20 protein-coding genes and 1 riboswitch are annotated in these 23,937 nt (G+C 71.9%); of the genes, 14 read left to right on the top strand and 6 right to left on the bottom strand.

The window, feature by feature from the left end; genetic code table 11:
- Positions 1–216: 216 nt before the first annotated feature.
- The 5 genes from rsfS to ACFQRI_RS12345 all read left to right on the top strand — a co-directional run bounded on the left by rsfS (position 217) and on the right by ACFQRI_RS12345 (position 5,376).
- On the top strand, positions 217–603 hold the full coding sequence (gene rsfS / locus ACFQRI_RS12365) for a ribosome silencing factor (protein WP_380667848.1): 387 nt from the start codon (positions 217–219) through the stop codon (positions 601–603).
- Positions 600–1,214, top strand: a complete 615-nt coding sequence (locus ACFQRI_RS12360; protein WP_380667846.1) for a histidine phosphatase family protein — start codon at positions 600–602, stop codon at positions 1,212–1,214. Before rsfS ends, ACFQRI_RS12360 begins: the two co-directional genes overlap by 4 nt.
- 23 nt (positions 1,215–1,237) lie before the next feature.
- The gene (locus ACFQRI_RS12355) at positions 1,238–2,098 is read left to right on the top strand and encodes a DegV family protein (RefSeq protein WP_380667844.1); all 861 of its coding nucleotides are present in this window, start codon (positions 1,238–1,240) and stop codon (positions 2,096–2,098) included.
- A gap of 123 nt (positions 2,099–2,221) precedes the next feature.
- Complete coding sequence (locus ACFQRI_RS12350) at positions 2,222–3,034, top strand: ComEA family DNA-binding protein (protein ID WP_380667842.1); 813 nt, start codon at positions 2,222–2,224, stop codon at positions 3,032–3,034.
- On the top strand, positions 3,031–5,376 hold the full coding sequence (locus tag ACFQRI_RS12345; RefSeq protein ID WP_380667840.1) for a DNA internalization-related competence protein ComEC/Rec2: 2,346 nt from the start codon (positions 3,031–3,033) through the stop codon (positions 5,374–5,376). The genes ACFQRI_RS12350 and ACFQRI_RS12345 overlap by 4 nt, the downstream gene beginning before the upstream one ends.
- Positions 5,377–5,462: 86 nt before the next feature.
- On the opposite strand, the gene thrC is transcribed toward ACFQRI_RS12345, so the two are convergent.
- A complete protein-coding gene (gene thrC / locus ACFQRI_RS12340) occupies positions 5,463–6,719 on the bottom strand; it encodes a threonine synthase (RefSeq protein ID WP_380667838.1) in 1,257 nt (418 codons plus the stop codon).
- 12 nt (positions 6,720–6,731) lie between these two features.
- A riboswitch (SAM riboswitch) is annotated at positions 6,732–6,863 on the bottom strand.
- 103 nt (positions 6,864–6,966) lie between these two features.
- Here thrC and holA point away from each other — a divergent pair.
- Complete coding sequence (gene holA / locus ACFQRI_RS12335; protein WP_380667836.1) at positions 6,967–7,956, top strand: DNA polymerase III subunit delta; 990 nt, start codon at positions 6,967–6,969, stop codon at positions 7,954–7,956.
- A gap of 95 nt (positions 7,957–8,051) precedes the next feature.
- Here holA and ACFQRI_RS12330 read toward each other — a convergent pair whose 3' ends face one another.
- The gene (locus tag ACFQRI_RS12330; protein ID WP_380667834.1) at positions 8,052–8,915 is read right to left on the bottom strand and encodes an EamA family transporter; all 864 of its coding nucleotides are present in this window, start codon (positions 8,913–8,915) and stop codon (positions 8,052–8,054) included.
- A 185-nt stretch (positions 8,916–9,100) separates the two neighbouring features.
- Positions 9,101–9,907, bottom strand: coding sequence for a TSUP family transporter (locus tag ACFQRI_RS12325; protein WP_380667832.1), 807 nt, complete (start codon positions 9,905–9,907; stop codon positions 9,101–9,103).
- Between the two features lie 208 nt (positions 9,908–10,115).
- Between ACFQRI_RS12325 and rpsT the strand changes: the two genes are divergently transcribed.
- Entirely contained in the window at positions 10,116–10,376 is a 261-nt protein-coding gene (gene rpsT, locus ACFQRI_RS12320; RefSeq protein ID WP_380667830.1) for a 30S ribosomal protein S20, read from the top strand.
- A gap of 142 nt (positions 10,377–10,518) precedes the next feature.
- Here rpsT and manD read toward each other — a convergent pair whose 3' ends face one another.
- Together manD and ACFQRI_RS12310 are read right to left on the bottom strand one after the other, a co-directional pair.
- Positions 10,519–11,730, bottom strand: a complete 1,212-nt coding sequence (gene manD / locus ACFQRI_RS12315) for a D-mannonate dehydratase ManD (protein ID WP_380667828.1) — start codon at positions 11,728–11,730, stop codon at positions 10,519–10,521.
- Positions 11,731–11,743: 13 nt separating this feature from the next.
- A complete protein-coding gene (locus tag ACFQRI_RS12310; RefSeq protein ID WP_380667826.1) occupies positions 11,744–13,093 on the bottom strand; it encodes an MFS transporter in 1,350 nt (449 codons plus the stop codon).
- Between the two features lie 84 nt (positions 13,094–13,177).
- Between ACFQRI_RS12310 and ACFQRI_RS12305 the strand changes: the two genes are divergently transcribed.
- From ACFQRI_RS12305 to ACFQRI_RS12285, 5 genes are all read left to right on the top strand, one after another.
- Positions 13,178–13,891 carry a GntR family transcriptional regulator gene (locus tag ACFQRI_RS12305; RefSeq protein ID WP_380667824.1) on the top strand — a complete coding sequence of 238 codons (714 nt, stop codon included), beginning with the start codon at positions 13,178–13,180 and terminating at the stop codon, positions 13,889–13,891.
- A 54-nt stretch (positions 13,892–13,945) separates the two neighbouring features.
- The gene (locus ACFQRI_RS12300; protein ID WP_380667822.1) at positions 13,946–14,323 is read left to right on the top strand and encodes a VOC family protein; all 378 of its coding nucleotides are present in this window, start codon (positions 13,946–13,948) and stop codon (positions 14,321–14,323) included.
- A 128-nt stretch (positions 14,324–14,451) separates the two neighbouring features.
- A complete protein-coding gene (lepA, locus tag ACFQRI_RS12295) occupies positions 14,452–16,305 on the top strand; it encodes a translation elongation factor 4 (protein ID WP_380667820.1) in 1,854 nt (617 codons plus the stop codon).
- 340 nt (positions 16,306–16,645) lie between these two features.
- Positions 16,646–18,991 (top strand): arylsulfatase, encoded by a 2,346-nt coding sequence (locus ACFQRI_RS12290; protein ID WP_380667818.1) that lies wholly within the window; start codon positions 16,646–16,648, stop codon positions 18,989–18,991.
- A 132-nt stretch (positions 18,992–19,123) separates the two neighbouring features.
- Positions 19,124–20,008, top strand: coding sequence for a LysR family transcriptional regulator (locus ACFQRI_RS12285; protein WP_380667816.1), 885 nt, complete (start codon positions 19,124–19,126; stop codon positions 20,006–20,008).
- A gap of 73 nt (positions 20,009–20,081) precedes the next feature.
- Here ACFQRI_RS12285 and ACFQRI_RS12280 read toward each other — a convergent pair whose 3' ends face one another.
- Complete coding sequence (locus tag ACFQRI_RS12280) at positions 20,082–21,548, bottom strand: helix-turn-helix domain-containing protein (RefSeq protein ID WP_380667814.1); 1,467 nt, start codon at positions 21,546–21,548, stop codon at positions 20,082–20,084.
- A 117-nt stretch (positions 21,549–21,665) separates the two neighbouring features.
- Here ACFQRI_RS12280 and aceA point away from each other — a divergent pair, with 117 nt between their 5' ends.
- Both aceA and ACFQRI_RS12270 read left to right on the top strand, forming a co-directional pair.
- Positions 21,666–22,979: an isocitrate lyase gene (gene aceA / locus ACFQRI_RS12275; protein WP_380667812.1), complete on the top strand. Its 1,314-nt coding sequence runs from the start codon at positions 21,666–21,668 to the stop codon at positions 22,977–22,979.
- Positions 22,980–23,181: 202 nt separating this feature from the next.
- Positions 23,182–23,817 (top strand): MOSC domain-containing protein, encoded by a 636-nt coding sequence (locus tag ACFQRI_RS12270; RefSeq protein WP_380667810.1) that lies wholly within the window; start codon positions 23,182–23,184, stop codon positions 23,815–23,817.
- The last annotated feature ends 120 nt before the right edge of the window (positions 23,818–23,937 follow it).

Raw genomic sequence — 23,937 nt, 5'->3', positions numbered from 1 at the left:
GCGCGGTTGCTCGCCGGGAGGCGCCCGACCCCGCGGAGATCGTCGCGGGGCCGGGGCGCGGCGGGCTGGGATCGGGGCGTCCCGCTCCTGCGGGGCGGAGCGCGGCCCGTAGGCTCGGGCACAACGGACTCACGCCGGGCGCGTCGATGGGGGCGCGCGTGCGGCTTATCCTGGTTACCCGGCGCGGGCGCGAGGCCCCGCCGAGAGGGAGAAGAAGTGGCAGCCACCGAGAACGCCCGCCAGCTGGCCCTGGTCGCCGCTCAGGCGGCGGCGGACAAGAAGGCCACCGATGTGGTGCTGATGGACGTCTCCGAGCAGTTGGTGATCACCGATTGCTTCATGGTCGCCTCGGCGCCCAACGAGCGGCAGGTCGAGTCGATCGTCGAGGCGGTCGAGGAGAAGATGCGCGCGGCGGGCACCAAGCCGGTCCGGCGCGAGGGCGCCCGCGAGGGGCGCTGGGTCCTGCTGGACTTCGTCGACGTCGTGGTGCACGTGCAGCACGACGAGGAGCGCTCGTTCTACCAGCTGGAGAAGCTGTGGAAGGACTGCCCGCGCATCGAGTTCGTCGACGCGGGCACGTCTGCCGAGGGCGACGAGGCGTGAGCCTCGATCAGCTCGTGCTCTGGCGGCACGGGGAGACCGACTACAACCGCGCCGGGCGCATCCAGGGGCACCTGGACAGCGCGCTGACCGAGAACGGCGTGCGGCAGGCCCGGCAGGCCGCTCCGGCGATCGCCGAGTTCGAGCCGTCGATCGCGGTCAGCTCCGACCTCAACCGGGCCCGCACGACCGCGGCGACCTACGCCGAGATCAGCGGGACGGAGGTCGCGCTGGACAAGCGGTTGCGCGAGACCCACGTCGGCGAGTGGCAGGGGCTCAGCGGTGCCGAGGTCGAGCACGGTTGGCCCGGCGCGCTGAACACCTGGCGAGCCGACCCGAGCTGGGCCCCACCGGGCGGGGAGTCCCGGGTGGAGGTCGCCGCGCGCGCCGTCGAGGTCGTGGTCGAGCTGGACGCCCGCCACCACGGCACGGCCCTGCTGACCGCGCACGGCGGGCTGATCACCGCGCTGACCGCGAAGCTGCTCGGCTTGCCGGTGGACCTGTGGCCCAGCCTCGGCGGGGTGCGCAACTGCCACTGGGTCGTGCTCAAGCGCCGCGGGGGCGGGGATCAGCGCTGGCGGCTGATGGCGCACAACGCAGGGGTCGGCGAGTAGGACCGGCGTCGTAGGGTTGCGCCGTGTCCATTGCAGTCGTGACCGATTCCACGGCCTACCTGCCGCCCGGATACGCGGCCCAGTACGACGTGCGCACAGTCCCGCTGCACGTCAGCGTGGACGGCGGAGCGCCGGTCGACGAGCCCGCGTTCTCCCCGGCCGAGCTGGCCGCCGCCCTGGAGCGCAAGCAGCGGGTGACCACCGCGAGCGCGACGGCTCGCGAGCTGGGCCGCGCCTACCGGCAGGCCCTCGACGAGGGCGCCGACGGGGTGGTGGCCGTGCACCTGTCGCGGCAGCTGTCGGGCACCTGGGACGCCGCCCGGCTGGCCGCGCGGGAGATCGACCCGGACCGGGTCCGGGTGGTCGACTCCCGCTCGACGGCGATGGGGCTGGGCTTCTCGGTGCTGGCCGCCGCCGACGCGGCGGCGGGCGGTTCCGGGCTGGACGAGGTGGAGCGGGCCGCCGCGGTCACCGCCGCGCGCACCACGACGGTGTTCTCCGTGCCCACGTTGGAACACCTGCGGCGCGGCGGCCGGATCGGGACCGCGGCTGCGGTGCTGGGCACCGCGCTGGCGATCAAGCCGCTGCTGCACGTCCACGACGGGCGCATCGACGCGCTGGAGAAGGTGCGCACCACCACGCGCGCGATGGCTCGGCTGCGCGACATCTCGCTCGACGCGGCGGGTTCGGGTTCGGCGGCGATCGCGGTGCACCACCTCGCCGCGGCCGAGCGGGCCGAGGCGCTCGCGGAGAAGTTCACCGCCGAGCTGGGGGAGTCCGCGCAGTGCGTGGTCTCGGAGGTCGGCGCGGTCATCGGGGCGCACATCGGGCCCGGGGCGGTGGGCGTCGTGGTTCTCCCGAACGGGTGGCGTTTTCGAGCGTGAAAACCCTTCGGGGCGTTGATTCCACACCTTCGGGCTGAATCAACGCGATCTTGGTTCCACTTTGGTCGTGATGCCGAAAAGTGGTGCTGGGAAAGGCGTTTCGATCGCGCTAACGTCGTCGTCATGTTGGACGGCAAGGTCTTCCGCGCCACCGATGGCGGTTCGCACGCCGAGCTCGGGCCGCAGGCCCGGCTGCGCGCCCTGCACCGGGAAGCCGGTCGGGACGATCCGCGGGAGCGGACCTCCCGCGACTACTCGGTGGACCCGCCACCTGACCCGGCGCGAGGTTCGCGCGCGCGGCGCCTGGCCGCGCGCTGGATACCGGACTCGCTGCTGCGGGCCCGGGTCGACCCGGGGCGCGCCGGGCTGCTCGCCGTCGCGATGGTGGCCCTGGTCGTGCTGCTCGGCGTCGTCGTGCTGGTCGCCACCGCCCGGCCGACTCCCGAAGCGGCTCCGCCACCCCTTCCACCACCGCCGCCGGTGGAGCGGACCACCAGCGCGAGCCCACCGCCCGAGCTGGTGATCAGCGTGGTCGGGGAGGTGCGGCGCCCGGGGCTGGTCCGCGTGCCCGAGGGCGCGCGGGTCGCCGACGCCGTGGAGGCCGCCGGCGGGGCAGTGCCCGGTACCGACCTGACCTCGCTCAACCTGGCCCGGCGCCTCGTCGACGGGGAGCAGCTCTACGTCGCCGTCCCGGTGCCGCCCGAGGTCCGCCAGCCCCAAGCGGCGGAGCCCGCCGGGCCTGGTCGCAAGCTCGACCTCAACCGGGCGAGCGAGGCGCAGCTCGACGAGCTGCCCGGGGTGGGCGAGGTGACCGCGCAGCGGATCGTGCGGTGGCGCGAGAAGCACGGCCGGTTCGACTCGGTGGACCAGCTCGGCGAGGTCGGCGGCATCGGCGAGGTGCGGCTCGCCCGGCTGCGCGAGCTGGTCCGGGTGTGATCGCCCGGCTGGACCTGCGGCTCGCACCGGCGGCGCTGGCGGTCTGGCTGGTCACCCTGCTCGGCATCCGCGCCGGCTGGGCCCCGGCGGCGGTGGTCGCGGCGGGCTCGGGCCTGGCGGTGCTCCCGCTGCTCCTGATGCGCGGCCGAGCGGGCGCGCGGGCCGCGCTGGTGGTCGTGCTGCTGGTCGGCGTCGCCGCCGGCGCGACCGCGGTGCGGGCGCACGCGGTGGAGCGGAACCCGTTGCGGCAGGCGGCCGAACGCGGCGAGTCGGTCACCGCGCGGGTCGAGCTGACCGCGGCCCCGCGCCCGCTGCGCGGTGCCTCCTTCGGCGCGAGCCGCGCGCAGGATCGCGCGCTGGTGACCGCTGATCTGGTGGCCGCCGAGACCGGCGGAGCTCGGGTGCGCGCTGGCGGCTCGGTGGTGCTGCTGGTGCCGACCGAGACCTGGCGCGGCCTGATCGCCGGGCAGCGGGTGACGGTCAGCGCCGAGGCGGTCCCGCCGCGCGCCGGTGAGCTCACCGTCGCGATGCTGCCCGTCCACGCGGCGCCCGGCGAGGTCGAGCGGGCTCCCGGCTGGCAGCGGGTGGCCGCGCGGTTGCGCGCGGACCTGCGGGAGCTCGCCGAGCAGCGGCTCGGACCGGAGGCCGCCGGGCTGCTGCCCGGCTTGGTCGTCGGCGACACCGCGGGGATCTCGCCCGAGGTGCGGCAGGACTTCGAGACCGCGGGCCTGGCGCACCTGCTGGCGGTGTCCGGGGCGAACCTGGCGATCGTGTGCGGTGCGGCGCTGGTGCTGCTGCGCCTGCTCGGCTCCGGGCCCGTGCTCTCGGCGACCGGGGCGGGGTTGGCGCTGCTCGGCTTCGTCGGGCTGGCCGGTCCGGAGCCCAGCGTGCTGCGGGCCGCGGTGATGGGCGCGATCACGCTGTTCGCCCTGGTGCTGGGCAGGCAGCGCTCGGCGCTGCCCGTGCTGTCGGCGAGCGTGCTGGTGCTGCTGCTGACCCTGCCGGAGCTGGCCACCAGCGCGGGCTTCGCGCTGTCGGTCGCGGCGACCGCCGGGCTGGTCCTGCTGGCACCGGCCTGGGCCGCGGCGCTGCGCGAGCGCGGCGTGCCGGTCGGCTTGGCCGAGGCGCTCGCGGTTCCGGTGGCCGCGCACCTGGTCACCGCACCGCTGATCGCGGCGATCAGCGGCGAGGTCAGCCTCGTCGCGGTGCTGGCGAACCTGCTGGCGGCACCGGTGATCGGTCCGGCGACCGTGCTGGGCGTGCTGGCCACGGTCATCGCGCCGCTGTCGGGCTGGTCGGCCGGGCTCCTGGTCCTGCTGGCCGGGCCGGAGCTGGAGTGGGTGCTGCTGCTGGCCGATCGGGCGGCAGCGGTGCCCGGCGCGGCCTTCGCCTGGCCTTCGGGCGCCGGTGGGGGAGCGCTGCTGGGCGTGCTGCTGCTCATCGCGCTGGTCGTGCTGCGCGGCAAGCGCGTCCGGGTGCTGGCAGCGGTCGCGGTGCTGCTCACGGCGTTGGTGGTGGTGCCGGTGCGCGCGGTCCTGCCGGGCTGGCCGCCGCCGGGGTGGAGCCTGGTGACCTGCGACGTGGGCCAGGGCGATGCCCTGGTGCTGTCGACCGGGAGGAGCGGCGACGCGGTCGTGGTGGACACCGGACCCGATCCGCGGCGCGCGGCCGGGTGCCTGCGGAGGTTGGGCGTCGAGCGGGTCTCGCTGATCGTGCTGACCCACCTGCACGCCGACCACGTCAGCGGGCTGTCGTCGGTGCTGGACGAGCTGCCGGTCGGTGCGGTGGCGCTCGGCCCGCTGCGGGAACCGCGCTGGGCCCACGAGGAGGTGGTGCGCGAGGCCCGGCGGCACGGCACCCCGCTGCGGGCGGTGCGCGCGGGTCAGCGGATGACCTGGCCGGGCCTGGTGCTGGACGTGCTGGCACCCGAAGCGGGGTCGGCCGGCACGCAGACGGCCGAGGACGCCAACGACGCGTCGGTGGTGCTGCGCGCGACCACCCCGGCGGGCCGGATGCTGCTCACCGGCGACATCGAACCGCCCGCGCAGGGCGGGCTGCTCGCCGGCGGCGCGGACCTGCGCGCCGAGGTACTCAAGGTGCCGCACCACGGCTCGCGCTACACCACGCCCCGGTTCCTGGCGCAGGTCCGGCCGCGCATCGCGCTGATCAGCGTCGGCGCGGGCAACGACTACGGCCACCCCAGCCCGGTCATCGTCGGTGCCCTCACCCGCGCGGGCGCTCGCGTGCTGCGCACCGACCGGCGCGGGGACATCGCCGTGCTGGCCACCGGTTCCGGGCCGCTGCCGCGCTCGCGCGGCGACCCCTCGCGGGAAACCGACTGACCGGTCGTGCGCCGTCGTCCGCCGACGAACGGCCCCCGCGAGCGAGCTGCTCGCGGGGGCCGCCGATCAGAACGGGGAACCGCGCCTCACAGGCCCAGGGCCTGGTTCACCGACTCGGTGGTCGGGGCGACCTCGGCCTTCGGGCCGATGGAGTCCTGGACGGCGTCCAGGGTCTTGAGGCCGTCACCGGTGATCAGCAGGACCGTCTCGGCGTCCGGGTCGATCTTGCCCGCCTCGATGAGCTTCTTGGCGTTGGCCACGGTGACGCCACCGGCGGTCTCGGCGAAGATGCCCTCGGTGCGGGCCAGCAGCTTGATGCCCTCGCGCACCTCGTCGTCGGTGACGTCCTCGATCGCGCCGCCGGTCTTGCGCACGACGTCGAGCACGTAGGGGCCGTCGGCCGGCGCGCCGATGGCCAGCGAGCGGGCGATGGTGTCCGGCTTGACCGGCTGGACCACGTCGTGGCCCTCCTTGAACGCCGTGGACACCGGCGAGCAGCCGGCGGCCTGCGCGCCGAAGATCTTCACCGGGCTCGGGTCGACCAGTCCGACCTCGGTGAGCTCGTTGAAGCCCTTGTAGACCTTGGTCAGCTGGGATCCGGAGGCGATCGGGACCACGATCTGCTCGGGGATCCGCCAGCCCAGCTGCTCGGCCACCTCGAAGGCCAGCGTCTTGGAGCCCTCGGAGTAGTAGGGGCGGACGTTGACGTTGACGAACGCCCAGTCCTCGTGCTCCCCGGCGAGCTCGGTGGCCAGCCGGTTCACGTCGTCGTAGTTGCCGTCGACGGCCAGCAGCGAGCCGTCGTAGACGGCGCTCATCAGGATCTTGGCGCGCTCGAGGGTCTTGGGCACCAGCACGACCGAGTCCCAGCCCGCGCGCGAGGCGGCCGCGGCCACGGCGTTGGCCAGGTTGCCGGTAGACGGGCAGGCCAGCACCTTGAAGCCGAACTCGCGGGCGGCGGCCAGCGCGACCGCGACCACCCGGTCCTTGAACGAGTGCGTGGGGTTGCCGGTGTCGTCCTTGATCCAGATCTTCTTGACGCCCAGCGCCTTGGCGAGGTTGTCGGCCTGGATCAGGCGGGTACAGCCGGGCTCGGTGTTGGCGATCTGGTCGACGTTGCTCGGCACCGGCAGCAGCTGCTTGTAGCGCCAGATGGAACGCGGACCGGCCTCGATCTCCGCGCGGGTGATCTTGCCGAAGTCGTATGCCACCTCGAGTGGCGAGAAGTCTTCCAGCGAGACGAACTCGGGGGCCAGCGGCTGCCGGTGGCCCTCTTCCTTGGAGACCAGTTCGACGGCGTTGCCGAGGTCGAACTTCTTGGCGGTCTGGGCAGCAGCGGTCATCGCGAGGTCCTTTCCTCATCTATCCCGCGGACGGGTCGGAATTGGCACCGATTTCGGCCGAGACCTCGCGACGGATCACGAATCTTCGGCCGGGCGGTTGCCGGGGCTTCAACGGGCCGTTCCCTCTGCCCCTCTGGATGAGCTATTCCGTTGTAAACAGCTGACTGCACGCTAGTGGACCGTCCAGCGATCTGGCCAGTTCCATCCAGATGGCGAGACCGTCGGGCGCCCGTGCGACGATGCCGATATGAGCTCCCCGGCCGTGGTCGCCGACCCGCTGCACCTGGTTCTCGGAGACGAAGAGCTCCTGGTTGAGCGCGCGATGTGGTCCGCGGTGAGCGCTGCCCGCGCGGCGGACCCGGAGACCGAGCTGCGCAGGGTGAAGGTGAGTGAACTCACCCCGCCGGAGCTCGTCGAGCTGCTCAGCCCGTCGCTGTTCGCCGAGGGGCGCGTGCTGGCGATCGAGTCGGCTCAGGACGCCGGCAAGGAGATCGCCGAGGCGGTCCTGGAGTTCGCCGAGCAGCCCGCCGACGGCATGACCCTCGTGGTGCTGCACAGCGGTGGTGGCCGCGCCAAGCACGCCAAGGAGCTGCCCGCGGCGCTGAAGAAGCTCGGCGCCCGGGTCACCGAGTGCAAGAAGATCACCAAGCCCGCCGAGCGCGAGGCCTTCGTGCGCGACGAGATCAAGCGCGCCGGCGGCAAGTCCGACTCCGGCGGGGTGTCGGCGTTGATCGAGACCGTGGGTTCGGACCTGCGGGAGCTGTCCTCGGCGGCCTCGCAGCTGGTGGCCGACACCGGGGGCGGCAAGGTCACCGAGGAAGTGGTCCGCCGCTACCACCGGGGTCGCGCCGAGGTGACCGGGTTCGCGGTGGCCGAGAAGGCCGTGGTCGGTGATCGCGCGGGTGCCCTGGAGGCGCTGCGCTGGGCCATCCAGCTCGGCGTGCCGCACGTGCTGATCGCCGACGCGCTGGCCGACGCGGTCCGCACCATCGGGCGCGTGGCCGCGGCGGGCGCCCGCAACGACCCGTTCCGGTTGGCGGGCGACCTCGGCATGCCGGCCTGGAAGATCAAGAAGGCCCAGGCGCAGTGCCGGGGCTGGACTCCCACCACCCTCTCCCAGGCCATGCGGGCAACCGCGGAGGTCAACGCGGGCGTCAAGGGCATCGCGGCCGACGCCGACTACGCCCTGGAGCAGACCGTCCTCACCCTCGTGCGCCTCCGGAACCAGCGGGCCTGAGCCGACGCCCCGTTCGGCGGCGCTCGGGAGTGCGGCGGAGCCGCCGTTTCAGGTGCGGACCTGCCACCGGCACCGCCGCAACCCCGAACAGGGGCTCACGCCGCGCCGATCAGCACGACGCCGGCGAGCACCACGGCCGCGCCGGTGAGGCGGCGGGCGGGCTGCGGTTCGCCGAGCAGCCGCCAGGCGAGCACGCCGGCGATGACGATGCTGAGCTCCCGGCCGGGAGCCACCAGGCTCACCGGCGCGAGCCGCATCGCGAACAGCACGAGGACGTAGGCGAGCGGCGACAGCAGCCCCACGGCGAGGATCTCCCGGCGGTGCCGCCGCCACACCGCTGCCAGCGCGGGTCTGCGCGCGATCGCGTAGGGGGCCAGCAGTGCGCTGCGGGCGAGGTTGCTGGACCAGTCGAACAGCAGCGGGGACAGCGCCAGCCCGGTCACCGCGTGCGCGTCCCAGAGCGTGTAGGCGGCGATCAGGGCCCCGGTGAGCAGGCCGAACCCGATCCCGGCGAGGTTCGCCCCGGCGCGCGGCAGGCCGTCGGAGAGCCCGATCGCGAACACACCGGTGACCACCAGCGCGGCCCCGCAGATCCCGAGCCACCCGGGGCGCTCGCCGAGCACCAGCACGGCGATCACCACGGCCAGCAGCGGGCCGGTGCCCCTGGCCAGCGGGTAGACCACCGACATGTCCCCGGCGGCGTAGCCGCGCTGCAGCAGCAGGAAGTAGCCGAGGTGGATCACCGCGCTGACCAGCACCCCGAGCAGCCAGGTGCGCACCGGCGGCACCCCGGTCGCGACCAGCGCGACCGCGGCGACCGGCAGGTACAGCACGGTGGCGCAGGTCGCGGTCAGCCACACGAAGCCGGCGCCCGAGGAGCCGGCGCGCTTGGTGAAGAAGTTCCAGCCGGCGTGCGCGAACGCGGCCAGCACGACGAGGACGACTGCGGCGATGCCCATCAACCCTCCCCGGCCGCGCGGGCGCGCGGCACCGGGCCCTCAGGGCTTTCCCCGTCAGGTGTGCGGCCCCGCCCTCTGCCGGGGCCGCTGGTGCCGCTCGGACCGGATCCCGCTCTCCTGGTCGTCGGTCGAGCGCCGGAGCGCGGGCGGAACCCCAGGCGCAGGCGCGACGACCGTACCGCCGATCACGCGCCCACGGCCAGCTTCCAGCCGAGGCTGAGGACCAGGCCGGTGACCACGGTCAGGAACATGCGGCGCACGAACCCGGAGCCGCGCCGGGTCGCCAGCACCGCGCCGCCGACGCTGCCCGCGACGTTGCAGACCGCCATCGCCAGCCCGAGGCCCCACAGCACCTTGCCCGCCGGCACGAAGAAGATCAGGGCGCCGACGTTGGTGGCCACGTTGACCACCTTGGCGGTGGCAGAGGCCGTGACGAAGGCGAAGCCGACCAGGCTCACCAGCCAGAACACCAGGAACGAGCCGGTGCCGGGCCCGGCGATGCCGTCCCAGAACCCGATCACCGCTCCGCCGAGCAGCATCACCAGCAGCTGCACCCGCCGGGCGAACCGCGGCTCGTCGGACGAGCCCAGGCCGGGCTTGCGCCAGGTGTAGAGGCCCACGGCCACCAGCGCCACCAGCACCACGACGTTGAGCACCGAGGAGGGCAGCGCGTCGGCCAGCGCCGCACCGCCCAGCGAGCCCAGCAGCGCCACCGCGGCCATCGGCAGCGCCGAGCGCCAGTCCATCGGCGCGCGCCTGGCGTAGGTGCGCGCGGCCGCCGCCGTGCCGGCGATGGAGGAGACCTTGTTGGTGGCCAGCGAGTAGATCACCTCGCCGCCGGGCATCAGCATCATCATCGCGGGCAGCTGGATCAGCCCGCCTCCGCCGACGATCGCGTCCACCGCGCCCGCGAGGAACGCGGCCGCGCACAGGAACAGCAGTCCGGCGAGGGTCAGGTCGGCGAATCCGGGCCAGTTCAAGGCGGTGAGCACGAGCTGGAACCCTAAGCCGCGCTAACGGTCCGGGGTCCTCGTCTGTGACCACGCTCGCGCGCGTCGACCTGGCGGCGAAGTCCCAGGTGAGCGTTGCTAGCATGGTCCGTCGTGCCGTGCGGCTTTCCGACGTGGAGGAAAACCGGTCCTTCGGGACCGGGCCGATGGAAGCGCGGCACGAGCGTTCCTACGACGAAAGGTGCAGGCAGTGGCCAACATCAAGTCCAAGGCGAAGCGGATCCTCACCAACGAGGCCGCGCGTCAGCGCAACAAGGCCGTGAAGTCCTCGCTGAAGACCTCCATCCGCAAGTTCCGCGAGGCCGCTGCCACCGGCGACAAGGCCAAGGCCGTCGAGCAGCAGCAGGCCGCGGCCCGCGCGCTGGACAAGGCCGCCAGCAAGGGCGTCATCCACAAGAACCAGGCCGCCAACAAGAAGTCGGCCATGGCCGCCCGCGTCAACAAGCTCTGACGCCGAGCGCCGAGAGAGGGCCCTTCCCCGCCGGGAAGGGCCCTCTTCGCGTTTCGCGGCCAGCCGGTTCGCGGGTCCGCTCGGAACAGCGGGCTTCACGCCCGGGAGCACCTCGGCGGAACCGCGCCGCTCGCGGGCGGGGTCACCAGTCGTGGATCGAGCCGTCCCGGCGGCGGTTGACCGGGAGGTAGCGGGGGTCGTAGGGGAACTTCGCCGCGGCCTCCTCGTCGACCTCGACCCCCAGACCCGGTGCGTCGCCCGGGTGCAGGTAGCCGTTCTCCAGGGTGTAGCTCGGGCGGAAGACCTCCGCGGTCTGCGGGGTGTGGCCCATGTACTCCTGGACGCCCAGGTTGGGCACCGCGAGATCCACGTGCAGCGCCGCGGCCAGCGACACCGGCGAGAGGTCCCCGGCCCCGTGCGATCCGGTGCGCACCCCGTAGAGCTCGGCCAGCGCGAAGATCCGGCGCAGGTGGGTGATCCCGCCCGCGTGCGAGACCGAGGTGCGGATGTAGTCGATCAGCCGCTCGGTGATCAGCTGCTGGCAGTCCCAGATCGAGTTGAACACCTCGCCGACCGCGATCGGGGTGGTGGTGTGCTCCCGGATCAGCCGGAAGGCGCTCTGGTCCTCGGCGGGGACCGGGTCCTCCATCCAGAACATCCGGTGCGGTTCCAGGTCCCTTCCGAGCCTTCCCGCCTCGATCGGGGTCAGCCGGTGGTGCACGTCGTGCAGCAGGTGGAAGCCGAAGCCGAACCGCTCGCGCACCGCGCCGAGCACCTCGGGAGCGTGCCGCAGGTAGGACTCGGTGTCCCAGCGGCTCTCCTCGGGCACCGCGCCCGAGGCGGGTTCGTAGAACTCGCCTCGGGGCGGCACGCCGTAGGCCTTGTCCACCCCGGGCACCGCCGCCTGCGCGCGCACCGCCAGGAAGCCTCGTTCGAGGTGCGCGGCGACGTCGTCGAGCAGCGAGGGGACGTCCTCGCCGGTGGCGTGGCAGTAGGCGAGCACGCCGTCGCGGGCCGCGCCGCCGAGCAGCTGGTAGACCGGCAGCCCGGCCACCTTGCCCAGGATGTCCCACAGCGCGATGTCCACCGCCGCGATCGAGGTCATCGTGACCGGCCCGCGGCGCCAGTAGGCGCCCTTGTACAGGTACTGCCAGGTGTCCTCGATGCGGTTGGCGTCGCGGCCGAGCAGCAGCGGGCAGACGTGGTCGCGCAGGTAGGCGGCCACGGCCAGCTCCCGGCCGTTGAGCGTGGCGTCGCCCCAGCCCACCACGCCGTCGGCGGTGGTGAGCTTGAGCGTCACGTAGTTGCGGCCCGGGCCGGTGACGATGACCTTCGCATCGACGATCTTGGACAATTCGTCCTCGCTCTCAGTGGGTTTCGTATCGCGGCCAGTCGGCGTACTCGCCGTCGCGGCGGTTCGGCGCGGTTTCCGGCAGCATCCGCAGCCCGAGCAGGCTCAGCCCGATCAGCGCCGCCACGTAGACCGCGACCAGGGCGAAGCCGCCGCCGGCGAGCACCAGCAGCGCGGAGGCCACGACCGTGAACGGACCGCTGGCGATCATGGCGCCGAACTGCCAGACCACCGAGACGCCGCTGTAGCGGGAAGCCGACGGGAACAGCTCCGGGAAGTAGGACGCCTGCGGGGCGTAGGTGCCCGCGTGCCCCAGCGCCAGCCCGGCGACCATCAGCGCGGTGATCACCACGACGTCGCCGGTCTCGACGGCCAGGAACGCCGGCACCAGGAGCACCAGGTTGAGCGCGGCGGCGCCGGCGAACGTGGTGCGCCTGCCGATGCGGTCGGTGAGCCTGCCCCACAGCGGCAGCATGATCAGCTCGGCGACGATCGCGATGATCACCGCGTCCAGCACGATGCCGCTGTCCACCCCGTGCTGCTTGGCGTAGGAGACCAGGAAGATCGTGTAGAGCGGGAACACCGCGGCCTCCACGAACTTGGCCAGCAGGCCGCCGACGACCTCGCGCCGGTGGTCGCGCAGCAGCGCCTTCAGCGGGGCCTGCTGCGGTCGCTGCTGCTCCTTGACCGCGCGGAAGGTCTCCGACTCCGGCACCCGCAGCCGGATGTAGAGGCCGATCACCACGACGAGGGCGCTGAGCAGGAACGGGATTCGCCAGCCCCAGGTCAGGAACGCCTCGTCGGACAGCTGCGCCTCCAGCACCGCGAACAGCGCGGTCGGGATCAGGTAGGCCGCGGGCGAGCCCATCTGCACGAAGCTGCCGTAGAAGCCGCGCTTGCCCGGTGGTGCGGCCTCGGCGGTGAGCAGCAGCGCTCCGCCCTGCTCGCCCCCGACGCCGAAGCCCTGGATCAGCCGCACCAGCACCAGCACCACCGCGGCCCAGATGCCGATCTGCTCGTAGGTGGGCATCAGCCCGACGACGAAGGTGCCCAACCCGGTCAGCAGCAGCGTGTAGACCAGGGTCCGCTTGCGGCCGAGCCGGTCGCCGACGTGGCCCCAGACCAGCCCGCCGAGCGGGCGCGCGAAGAACCCCACGGCGTAGGTGGAGAACGCCGCCAGGGTGCCCACCAGCGGGTCGACGTCGGGGAAGAAGACCTCGTTGAACACCAGCGCGGAGGCGGTGCCGTAGATGAAGAAGTCGTAGTACTCGGCGATGGTGCCGATGACCGATGCGGCGACGGTGCGGCCGAGAGATTTCCCCGGCGTCCGCTCCGACCGGTCCCGTGCGTCGAGGTCCGTCGGCATCGACCCTCCTCAGTGTTTGAATACCAGCGCTACCATACAAGTGCTGAGATCCAGCCGGTCAAGCGCTGTCGATAAGGTGGTCGCATGGCAGCGAGCGCAGGCAAACCGTCCGCCCGGGTGCTGGTGCACCGCGAGCTCCGGCATCGCATCATCACCCTCCAGCTGCCTCCCGGTCACCCGCTCTCGGAGAACGAGCTGGCCGCCGAGCTGGACGTCTCCCGCACGCCGGTGCGGGAGAGCCTGCTGCTGCTCGCCGACGAGGACCTGGTGCGGGTGTTCCCGAAGCTCGGCTCGTTCGTGGCGCGGGTGGACCCGCAGCGCATCGCCGACGCGCAGTTCGTCCGGGAGGCCGTCGAGGTCGCCTCCCTGGCCGACGCCGTCGAGCGGTGCACCGAGCAGGACGTCGCCGAGCTGCACGACCTGCTGGACCAGCAGCGCGAGGCCGTCGACGACTCCGAGCGCTTCTTCGAGCTGGACGAGGCCTTCCATCAGCGGCTGATGGCCACCGGCGGGCACGCCAACGCCTGGCGCACCGTGGAGCAGGCCAAGGCCCACCTCGACCGGGCGCGCCGACTCGGCCTGCGCACCGTCAGCCCGGTGGCCGGGCTCATCGACCAGCACGGCGAGATCGTCGAGGGACTGCGTCGCCGCGATCTCGACGGCGCTCTGCAGGCCCTGCGCGCGCACCTGCGCGCGGTCTTCGACGACATCGAGCGGGTCCGCGCCGAGTCCCCCGAGCTCTTCGTCGACGGCAGCGAGGAGCGCCCGATCCGCCGCAGCATCACGGTCCTCGGCTGAGCCCGAGGCGGCCGACCCGGGCGGCAGCCGCCGGCGGCCGGTAGAAAGGTCGCCATGGAGGTGCTCAACAGCCGGATGATCCTGCGCCCCCGCGACCACCAGCGGGTGGTGAGCTTCTACCGCGACGTGCTCGGCCTGGCGGTCTCGCGGGAGTTCCCGGGCGGCACGGTGTTCTTCCTGGGTCAGGGCTTCCTGGAGGTGTCCGGTGAGGGGGAGGACGGCCCGAGCCCCGACCAGGTGCTGTGGATGCAGGTCAGGGACCTGCGCGCCGAGTTCGACCGGCTGGCCGAGCGCGTGACCGTCCTCGCGGCCCCGGAGCGCAAGCCGTGGGGCCTGGACGAGGCCTGGATCACCGATCCGGACGGCGTGCGGATCGTGCTCGTGGAGGTCCCCGCCGATCACCCGATCCGCCGGGACACCCGAGGGGACTGAGGGACCGGGGCGCCGTGACCGGGAGTTGGGCTCCGGGCACTTCGGGCGACGTGGGACCATGGAGCGAACGCCCGGTCGCCGGGCGCCGCCGACCGCAACACGGACGCCGCCCACACGAGGGACACTGAGTGAGCAGTTTCGCCGACACCACGTTCACGCCGCCGGAGCGGATCCGGAACTTCTGCATCATCGCCCACATCGACCACGGCAAGTCGACGCTGGCCGACCGGATGCTGCAGCTGACCGGTGTGCTGGAGGAACGCGCCTACCGGGCCCAGTACCTCGACCGGATGGACATCGAGCGCGAGCGCGGCATCACGATCAAGGCGCAGAACGTGCGGCTGCCGTGGACGGTCGACGGCGCGGACCACGTGCTGCACATGATCGACACCCCGGGGCACGTCGACTTCACCTACGAGGTCAGCCGGTCGCTGGCCGCCTGCGAGGGCGCGATCCTGCTGATCGACGCCGCGCAGGGCATCGAGGCGCAGACCCTGGCGAACCTCTACCTCGCCATGGAGCACGACCTGCAGATCATCCCGGTGCTCAACAAGATCGACCTGCCCGCCGCGGAGCCGGACAAGTACGCCAACGAGCTCGCCCACCTCATCGGTTGCGAGCCGGAGGACGTGCTGCGCGTGTCGGCCAAGACCGGCGAGGGCGTGGACAAGGTGCTCGACGCCGTGGTCAACGACGTGCCCGCGCCCGAGGGCGATGCGGACTCGCCCGCCCGCGCGATGATCTTCGACTCGGTCTACGACACCTACCGCGGCGTGGTCACCTACATCCGGGTGGTCGACGGCAAGATCACCCCGCGGCAGCGGATCCGGATGATGTCCACCGGCGCCACCCACGAGCTGCTCGAGGTCGGCATCATCTCGCCGGAGCCCAAGCCCTCCGAGGGGCTCGGCGTCGGCGAGGTCGGCTACCTGATCACCGGTGTGAAGGACGTCCGCCAGTCCAAGGTCGGCGACACCGTCACCGCGGAGAAGAAGGGCGCCGAGGAACCGCTGCCCGGCTACCGCGAGCCCAAGCCGATGGTCTACTCCGGGCTCTACCCGGTCGACGGCAGCGACTACCCGCTGCTGCGCGAGGCCCTGGACAAGCTGCAGCTCAACGACGCCGCGCTGACCTACGAGCCGGAGACCTCGGGAGCGCTGGGCTTCGGGTTCCGCTGCGGCTTCCTCGGCCTGCTGCACCTGGAGATCACCCGCGCCCGGCTGGAGCGCGAGTTCAACCTGAACCTGATCTCCACCGCGCCGAACGTGGTCTACGAGGTGGAGCTGGAGGACGGCACCGAGCTCGTGGTGACCAACCCCTCCGACTGGCCCGAGGGCAAGATCAAGGAGGTCAGCGAGCCCGTCGCCAAGTGCACCGTGATCGCCCCCTCGGAGTTCGTCGGCGCGATCATGGAGCTATGCCAGGGCAGGCGGGGCCAGCTCGGCGGCATGGACTACCTCTCCGAGGACCGCGTCGAGCTGCGCTACACGCTGCCGCTCGGCGAGATCGTCTTCGACTTCTTCGACCAGCTCAAGTCCCGCACCCGCGGCTACGCCTCGATGGACTACGAGGAGTCCGGGACGCAGGCGTCGAACCTGGTCAAGGTGGACATCCTGCTGCAGGGCGAGCCGGTCGACGCGTTCAGCGCGATCGTGCACCGCGACGGCGCCTACGCCTACGGCACCAAGATGGCCACCAAGCTGCGCGAGCTCATCCCGCGCCAGCAGTTCGAGGTCCCGGTCCAGGCGGCCATCGGTTCGCGCATCATCGCGCGCGAGACCATCCGCGCCATCCGCAAGGACGTGCTCGCCAAGTGCTACGGCGGTGACATCAGCCGGAAGCGCAAGCTGCTGGAGAAGCAGAAGGAAGGCAAGAAGAAGATGAAGACCATCGGGCGGGTCGAGGTCCCGCAGGAGGCCTTCGTCGCGGCGCTGTCCACCGACGGCGACGCCAAGGAGGACAAGCCCAAGGGCAAGAAGTAACCCTCGGCGTCGTCCGCTCGGGCACCTCGCAGTTTGGCCGGAAACTACGCTCCCAGGGGGCGTAGTTTCCGGCCAAACTGCGAGGGCACCGGGGTCATAGAGCGGGTCTATGGGGAGGATCGAGAACCGGTCTGGTTGCTCGGTGAACTGGGGATATCCGGCCGATCTGTGAGGTGCGTCGCGCCGTTGGGGCGTCGGTCGGCTTGTGCGGTGGTCGCTGGCCGATAGGCTGCGTGGCGCGCAAAGACATTGCGGTGCTTCGGTTTTGCGGAGCAGTTTCGACGTTCTCATCGCCTGCGCCACCAATCGTGGTGCGTCCGATGATGCCTGGAGGTTGTTGGTGGAACCATCCCGCGAGCGGCTGCCGATCCCGGATCAGCAGCAGCCGTCGGCAACCGCGCTCGACGCGCGCGAACAGAGCCCGGCGTTCCAGCCGCGGCAACCGCTGCGCCCGCCGCAGGGCGCTCCGAACGTGGTCGTGGTGCTCATCGATGACATGGGCTTCGGCGCGCCCAGCGCGTTCGGCGGTCCCTGCAACATGCCCACCGCGGACCGGCTGGCCGACGGCGGCCTGCGCTACAACCGGTTCCACGTCACCGCGATCTGCTCGCCGACCCGGCAGTCGCTGCTGACCGGTCGCAACCACCACTCGGTCGGCATGGGCGTGACCACCGAGATGTCCAGCGCCGCTCCCGGCTACTGCGGCATCCGGCCGCAGAGCGCGGCCACCATCGGTCAGATCCTCCAGGGCAACGGCTACAACACCGCCGCCTTCGGCAAGTGGCACCAGACCCCGGCCCGGGACGTCAGCGCGGCCGGTCCGTTCGACCGCTGGCCCACCGGCGAGGGCTTCGACAAGTTCTACGGCTTCCTGTGCGCCGAGATGAACCACTGGTACCCGGTGCTGTTCGACGGCACCAACCCGGTCGAGCCGGGCCGCAAGCCCGAGGACGGCTACCACCTGTCCGAGGACATGGTGGACAACGCCATCGACTGGGTGCGCGACCAGACCGCGCTCAAGCCGGACAACCCGTTCTTCGTCTACATGCCCTTCGGCGCCACCCACGCGCCGTACCACGTGCCCAAGGAGTACCGGGAGAAGTACCGGGGCGCCTTCGACCACGGCTGGGACCGCCAGCGCGAGATCACCCTGCAGCGGCAGAAGGAGCTCGGCGTGGTCCCGCAGGACGCCGAGCTGGCGCCGTGGGCCGAGGGCGTGCCGCACTGGGACGAGCTCTCCGAGGCCGAGAAGCGCTCCGCGGCCTCCCTGATGGAGCTCTACGCGGGCTTCGCCGAGCACACCGACGACCAGGTCGGCCGGTTCGTCGACGCCCTCGACGAGATGGGCGAGCTGGACAACACCCTGTTCGTCTACATCCTGGGCGACAACGGCGCCTCCGCCGAGGGCGGCCTGGGCGGCACGCTCAACGAGCACCGCTTCGCCTCCGGCATCCCGGACAGCGCCGAGCTGATCAACCAGCACGACGAGGCGCTGGGCGACGCCACCACGCACGCGCACTACCCGGTCGGCTGGGCGTTGGCGATGAACACGCCCTTCCAGTGGACCAAGCAGGTCGCCTCGCACTTCGGCGGGACCCGCGACGGCATGATCGTGCACTGGCCGAGCGGAATCCAGGAGAGCGGCGGGCTGCGCGAGCAGTTCCACCACGTCATCGACGTGCTGCCGACCGCGCTGGAAGCCGCCGGGCTGCCGCACCCGACCGAGGTCAACGGCATCCCGCAGCAGCCCATCGAGGGCACCAGCATGCTCTACAGCTTCAACGACGCCCAGGCGCCCGACCAGCACCGCGTGCAGTACTTCGAGATGGTCGGCAACCGCGGCATCTACCAGGACGGCTGGATGGCGGTCACCCGCCACGGCACGCCGTGGGAGATGGTCCAGGACGGCCGGCGGCGCTCCTTCGACGACGACGAGTGGGAGCTCTACGACACCAACGTCGACTGGACCCAGGCCCACGACATCTCCGACCAGCACCCGGAGAAGCTGCGCGAGCTGCAGCAGCTGTTCCTGGTCGAGGCGGCCAAGCACGACGTGTTCCCGCTGGACGACCGGATGACCGAGCGGGAGAACCCCCGAGAGGCCGGCCGGCTGGACCTGATGGGCGACCGCAGCTCGGTGACCTTCCACGGCAACGCCAAGCGGCTCACCGAGGAGACCGCGCCCAACGTCAAGAACCGCTCGCACACCCTGACCGCGCAGGTCGAGGTGCCCGAGGGCGGCGCCGAGGGCGTGCTGGTGGCCCAGGGCGGCCGGTTCGGCGGCTGGTCGCTGTACCTGCACGAGGGCAGGCCCGCCTACGCCTACAACGAGATGGGCATCAAGGTCGACACCGTCCGCGCGGCCGAGCCGCTGGCCGCGGGGGCGCACGAAGTCCGGTTGCGGTTCGACTACGACGGCGGCGGCGTCGGCAAGGGCGGCACGGCCACCCTGCACGTCGACGGCGTCGAGTCCGGGTCGGTCCGGGTGGACCAGACGATCCCGTACTACTTCGCCTTCGACGAGACCTTCGACGTCGGCTGCGACCGGGCCAGCCCGGTCACCGACGACTACGCCCCGGTGGACAACGCCTTCACCGGCAGGCTCAAGCAGGTCCGGGTCGATCTGGACGACGACCAGTGGTCCGACGCGGAGGCCCAGGAGGCCTTCCGCACCGCGCACGAGTGAACCCGCGCGCCGGTGGCCTCGAGGCGCCCCGCCTCGGGCGGGGCGCCCGCCGCCGGCGACGGCCTGATTGGCAGGATCCCGCCCGTCTGGTGTATGCCAGGCGGGCGGGGTTCGTCGTGAGCGGAGGGTCGGATGGAGCGGCGTGAGCTGGAGTACTTCCTGGCGATCGTCGAGCACGGCAGCTTCACGGCGGCCGCGCAGGCGCTGCACATCTCGCAGCCGTCCCTCTCGCACGCCGTCCGCAACCTGGAGAAGGAGCTGGGCGGCAAGGTCTTCCACCGCATCCCGCACGGCGTGACGCTCACCTCGGCGGGCGATGCGCTGGTCGAACCGGCCCGGCAGGTCATGCGCGACCTGAGCACCGCCTCGGCCTCGGTGCGCCAGGTGCTGGGGCTCTCGGCCGGGCGCTTGGACGTGGTCGCGCAGACCACGCTCGCGGTGGACCCGCTGGCCGAGCTCACCGGGGCCTTCCTCCGCGAGCACCCGGACGTGGCGGTGCGGGTGGCCGACCCCGAGCTGGGCACCGACGTGACCTCGGCGGTGCGGGCCGGTGAGTGCGAGCTGGGCCTGGTCGACGCCGAGCAGCCCGTGGGCGAGCTGGAGAGCGTGGTGCTGCGCGGGCACGAGATCTTCGCCGTGCTGCCGCCGGGTTCGGCTCCGGGGCAGCAGCGGCTGAGCACCGCCGAGCTGTCCACGATGGACTGGATCGCCACCCCGCCGGGGACCGCGACCCGCGCGGTCATCGAGGACACCGTCGGCACGCCGGGGAATCCGCCGGTGTTCGCCGTGGAGACCGCGCACCAGGCGATGATCGTCCCGCTGGTCATGGCCGGGGCGGGAGCGACGTTGCTGCCCCGGTCGCTGGCTCGCGACGCGGCCGCGCGGGGTGCGGTGGTGCTGCCGCTGCGGCCGCGCGTGGTGCGCCGCGGCGTGCTCTTCTGGCGCCCCGGTCCGCTCTCGCCCGCCGCGGCCCAGTTCGTCGAGATGGTCGAGAAGGTCGTCGAGCGCCGGCGCTGAGCGCGGCTTCCCCTCTTGATGAGAGGAGTCCCCGGCAGCGGCCGGGGACTCCTCTCATCAAAAGGCTTCGGGCTCAGGCCTGGTGGGCCTCGACGAAGGCGTAGACGTCGGCCTCGTCGACACCGGGGAAGGTGTCTGCGGGCAGGGCGGCCAGCACGTGCGAGTGGGCCCGGGCCGACGGCCAGACCATGCCCTCCCAGCGGTTGGCCAGCTCGGCGGGCGGGCGCTGGCAGCACTCGCCGTTGGGGCAGCCGGACTTGGAGTGGTTGTTGGTGTCGCGGCCCCGGAACCAGCGCGACTCGGTGTAGGGCACGCCCAGCGTGATCGCGAAGTCCCGCCCGCGGCTCGGGTCGACGTGCGCGACGCACCAGTGCGTGGCGCCCGGCTTGTCGGTGTACTGGTAGTAGGTCGAGTACCGGTCGGGGGAGGCGAAGACCTGCCGACCCGCCCAGTACCGGCACATCCGCTGGCCCTCGATCGCGCCGGTCGGGTCGGTCGGGAAGACCAGGCCGTCGTTCTCGTAGGCCTTGTGGATGATGCCGGTCTCGTCGTTGCGCACGAAGTGGCAGACCAGGTCCAAGTACCGGGTGGCCAGGTTGGTGAACCGGTGCGCGGCCATCTCGTAGGACACCGAGAACACGTCGCGCAGGTCCTCCACGGCCAGGTCCCGCTCGGCCTTGGCGTCCTGCAGGAACGGCACCGCGGTCTTCTCCGGGACCAGCACCGCCGCCGCGAAGTAGTTGGCCTCCACCCGCTGGCGCAGGAAGTCGGCGAAGTCGCGCGGTTGGCTGTGGCCCAGCGTCAGGTGCCCCAGGGTCTGCAGCAGGATCGTGCGCGGGCTGTGCATGCCCAGCGATTCCCGCCGCAGGAAGATCCGGTTGTTCTTCAGGTCGGTCACCGAGCGCACCGAGCGCGGCAGGTCGGTGACGAACCGCAGGCCGTAGCCCAGGTGGGTGGCGATGGACTGGATCATGCCCTCGGACAGCGGACCCCCGTGGTAGCCGACCCGCTCCAGCAGCTTGCCGGCCTCCCGCTCGATCTCCGGGAAGTAGTTGCCGGTCTCCCGCATGGTCCAGCGCAGCTCGGCGTTGGCCTTGCGGGCCTCCTCCGGGGTGGCGACCTGCTTGGTCTCCCGGCGCTTGAGCTCCTCGTAGAGCGCGAGCACGTGTTCGAGGGCCTCGGTGGGCAGCCGCTTGCCGACCTTCAGCGGTGGTAGCGAGAGCCGCTGGTAGACCGGGTCGAGCTGGGCCTTCTCCACCGCGATCTCCAGCTCGGCGCGGCGGTTCGGCGCCTTCTTCGACAGCAGCTCGTCCACCGTGGTTCCCAGCGCTTCGGCCAGCGAGCGCAGCAGGGACAGCTTGGGCTCCCGGTGCCCGTTCTCCAGCAGCGACAGCTGTGACGGCGCTCTCCCGACGCGCTCGCCGAGCTCCACGAGGGTCAGCCCGGCGGCGCGGCGCAAGTGCCGCAGGCGCTGACCGAAGACCAGAAGGTCATGTTCCGTAGAAAAACTACGGTCTTCTTCGCTGGCGAACTCCGTCATGGCGTTGAGCTTAGCAGAAAAATGCGAAAAATTACCTCGAAAATCTCCCCCTGTTTCGCTTGTGAGGGTGCACAGTTGATCCCAACAGGCCGCCAGCGATCCCGGAGGGGGAAACAAATGAGCATCCGTGAGCAGGCGAAGAAGGCCGCCGAGGAGCTGCAGCGCGAGTGGGACACCGATCCCCGGTGGAAGGGCATCGAGCGCACCCACACCGCTGAGGACGTCATCCGGCTCCGCGGTTCCGTGCAGGAGGAGTACACCCTCGCCCGTCAGGGTGCCGAGCGGCTGTGGAAGCTGCTGCACGAGACCGACTACATCAACTCGCTGGGTGCCCTGACCGGTAACCAGGCCGTGCAGCAGGTCCGCGCCGGCCTCAAGGCCATCTACCTGTCCGGCTGGCAGGTCGCCGCCGACGCCAACCTGGCCGGCGAGACCTACCCCGACCAGTCGCTGTACCCGGCCAACTCGGTCCCGCAGGTCGTGCGCCGGATCAACAACGCCCTCAAGCGCGCCGACCAGATCAACTGGGCCGAGGCGCTGGACCCGGGGACCGAGTCCGTCGAGAACGAGGACATCCACTGGCTCGCCCCGATCGTGGCCGACGCCGAGGCCGGCTTCGGCGGCGTGCTCAACGCCTACGAGCTGATGCGCGGCATGATCTCCGCCGGTGCCGCGGGCGTGCACTGGGAGGACCAGCTGGCCTCCGAGAAGAAGTGCGGTCACCTGGGCGGCAAGGTGCTGATCCCCACCCAGCAGCACGTCAAGACGCTCAACGCCGCTCGCCTGGCCGCGGACGTCGCCGGCACGCCGTCGCTGGTCATCGCCCGCACCGACGCCGAGGCCGCGACGCTGCTGACCAGCGACGTCGACGACCGCGACAAGCCGTTCATCACCGGTGAGCGCACCGCGGAGGGCTTCTACAAGGTCCGCAACGGCATCGAGCCCTGCATCGCTCGCGCCAAGGCCTACGCCCCGCACGCGGACCTGATCTGGATGGAGACCGGCACGCCGGACCTGGAGATGGCCCGCAAGTTCGCCGAGGCGGTCAAGGCCGAGTACCCGGACCAGATGCTGGCCTACAACTGCTCGCCGTCGTTCAACTGGAAGAAGAACCTGGACGACAGCACCATCGCCAAGTTCCAGCGCGAGCTCGGCCACATGGGCTTCAAGTTCCAGTTCATCACCCTGGCGGGCTTCCACGCGCTGAACTACAGCATGTTCGACCTGGCCAAGGGCTACGCGCAGGACGGCATGACCGCCTACGTCGAGCTGCAGGAGAAGGAGTTCGGCTCGGAGGACCGGGGCTACACCGCGACTCGCCACCAGCGCGAGGCCGGCACCGGCTACTTCGACTCGATCAGCACCGCGATCGACCCGAACGCCTCGACCACGGCGCTGGCCGGCTCCACCGAGACCGCGCAGTTCCACTGATCCAACTGAAGGACCGGTGACCTCCAGGTCACCCCACGATCGCACCAGCGGCCCTGTGGCGGGGTGTCGGAAAAATCGCAATGGTGCGGAGCGGGCGGGAACCCAATGGCGTCGGGTTCCCGCCCGCTTTCGTCGTGCGCGGGGTGTGACCCGCGGGAAAATCCCTGGGGCGCACGCGCGGCCGTGGCGTAGGTTGGGCCGCGTGGGTGCGGTGTCTTCGGTGAACGTGGCCGTGGTGTCCAACGCGGAGTGGACCGGGCGGGTCGGCAGGTCCGGCATCGACAAGCGGCCGGTCCCGGGGCCGGTGCGCTTCACCGAGTCCGGGGTGTCCGGCGACGCCGTGTGCGACACCGACAACCACGGCCGCTGGTTCCAGGCGGCCTACGCCTTCGACGCCGAGGAACTCGACTTCTGGTCGGGCGAGCTGGGCAAGGACCTGGTGGCGGGCAACGCGGGCGAGAACCTGACGCTGACCGGCGGCGCGAGCACCGATGCCGTGATCGGGGAGCGCTGGGCCGTCGGCGACGCGGTGCTCCGGGTGACCGGGCCGCGCCAGCCCTGCCGCGTGTTCGCCGGCTTCTGGGACGTCCAGCGCCTGGTCAAGCGGTTCACCGAGCACGGCCGCACCGGCACCTACTTCGCCGTCGAGCGCTCCGGGGAGGTGCGCGCCGGGGACGAGGTGCGGGTGCTGTCCCGCCCCGAGCACGGCGTGACCGTCGGCGAGGTCTTCGCGCTGCAGTTCCACGACCGCCCGGACCTGGCCGGCCACGTCTCCGGCGGCCTGGCCGACCTGCCCGAGCCGTGGCGCGAGAAGGTCGCGGCCAAGACCGCGGTGTGACGCCCAGCTGCTCGGCCTGAGCTCCCGTCCGAGGGCGGATGGGTTCAGGCCGAACTGCCATGCCACCTCGGAATCGATACTGTGATGCAACGCACCCTGTCGTGGACGGGTGTGTTCGGG

The organism is Saccharopolyspora griseoalba (assembly GCF_042665275.1).
Classification (GTDB): domain Bacteria; phylum Actinomycetota; class Actinomycetes; order Mycobacteriales; family Pseudonocardiaceae; genus Saccharopolyspora; species Saccharopolyspora griseoalba.
This window is presented reverse-complemented; position numbering and strand designations above follow the sequence as displayed.

Excerpts from the sequence above, each read along its gene's own strand:
- thrC (WP_380667838.1), bottom strand. The coding sequence starts at position 6,719 with ATGACCGCTGCTGCCCAGACCGCCAAGAAGTTCGACCTCGGCAACGCC.
- ACFQRI_RS12300 (WP_380667822.1), top strand. The coding sequence starts at position 13,946 with ATGGAGGTGCTCAACAGCCGGATGATCCTGCGCCCCCGCGACCACCAG.
- ACFQRI_RS12330 (WP_380667834.1), bottom strand. The coding sequence starts at position 8,915 with ATGGGCATCGCCGCAGTCGTCCTCGTCGTGCTGGCCGCGTTCGCGCAC.
- holA (WP_380667836.1), top strand. The coding sequence starts at position 6,967 with ATGAGCTCCCCGGCCGTGGTCGCCGACCCGCTGCACCTGGTTCTCGGA.
- ACFQRI_RS12285 (WP_380667816.1), top strand. The coding sequence starts at position 19,124 with ATGGAGCGGCGTGAGCTGGAGTACTTCCTGGCGATCGTCGAGCACGGC.
- ACFQRI_RS12350 (WP_380667842.1), top strand. The coding sequence starts at position 2,222 with ATGTTGGACGGCAAGGTCTTCCGCGCCACCGATGGCGGTTCGCACGCC.
- ACFQRI_RS12280 (WP_380667814.1), bottom strand. The coding sequence starts at position 21,548 with ATGACGGAGTTCGCCAGCGAAGAAGACCGTAGTTTTTCTACGGAACAT.
- aceA (WP_380667812.1), top strand. The coding sequence starts at position 21,666 with ATGAGCATCCGTGAGCAGGCGAAGAAGGCCGCCGAGGAGCTGCAGCGC.
- ACFQRI_RS12305 (WP_380667824.1), top strand. The coding sequence starts at position 13,178 with ATGGCAGCGAGCGCAGGCAAACCGTCCGCCCGGGTGCTGGTGCACCGC.
- ACFQRI_RS12310 (WP_380667826.1), bottom strand. The coding sequence starts at position 13,093 with ATGCCGACGGACCTCGACGCACGGGACCGGTCGGAGCGGACGCCGGGG.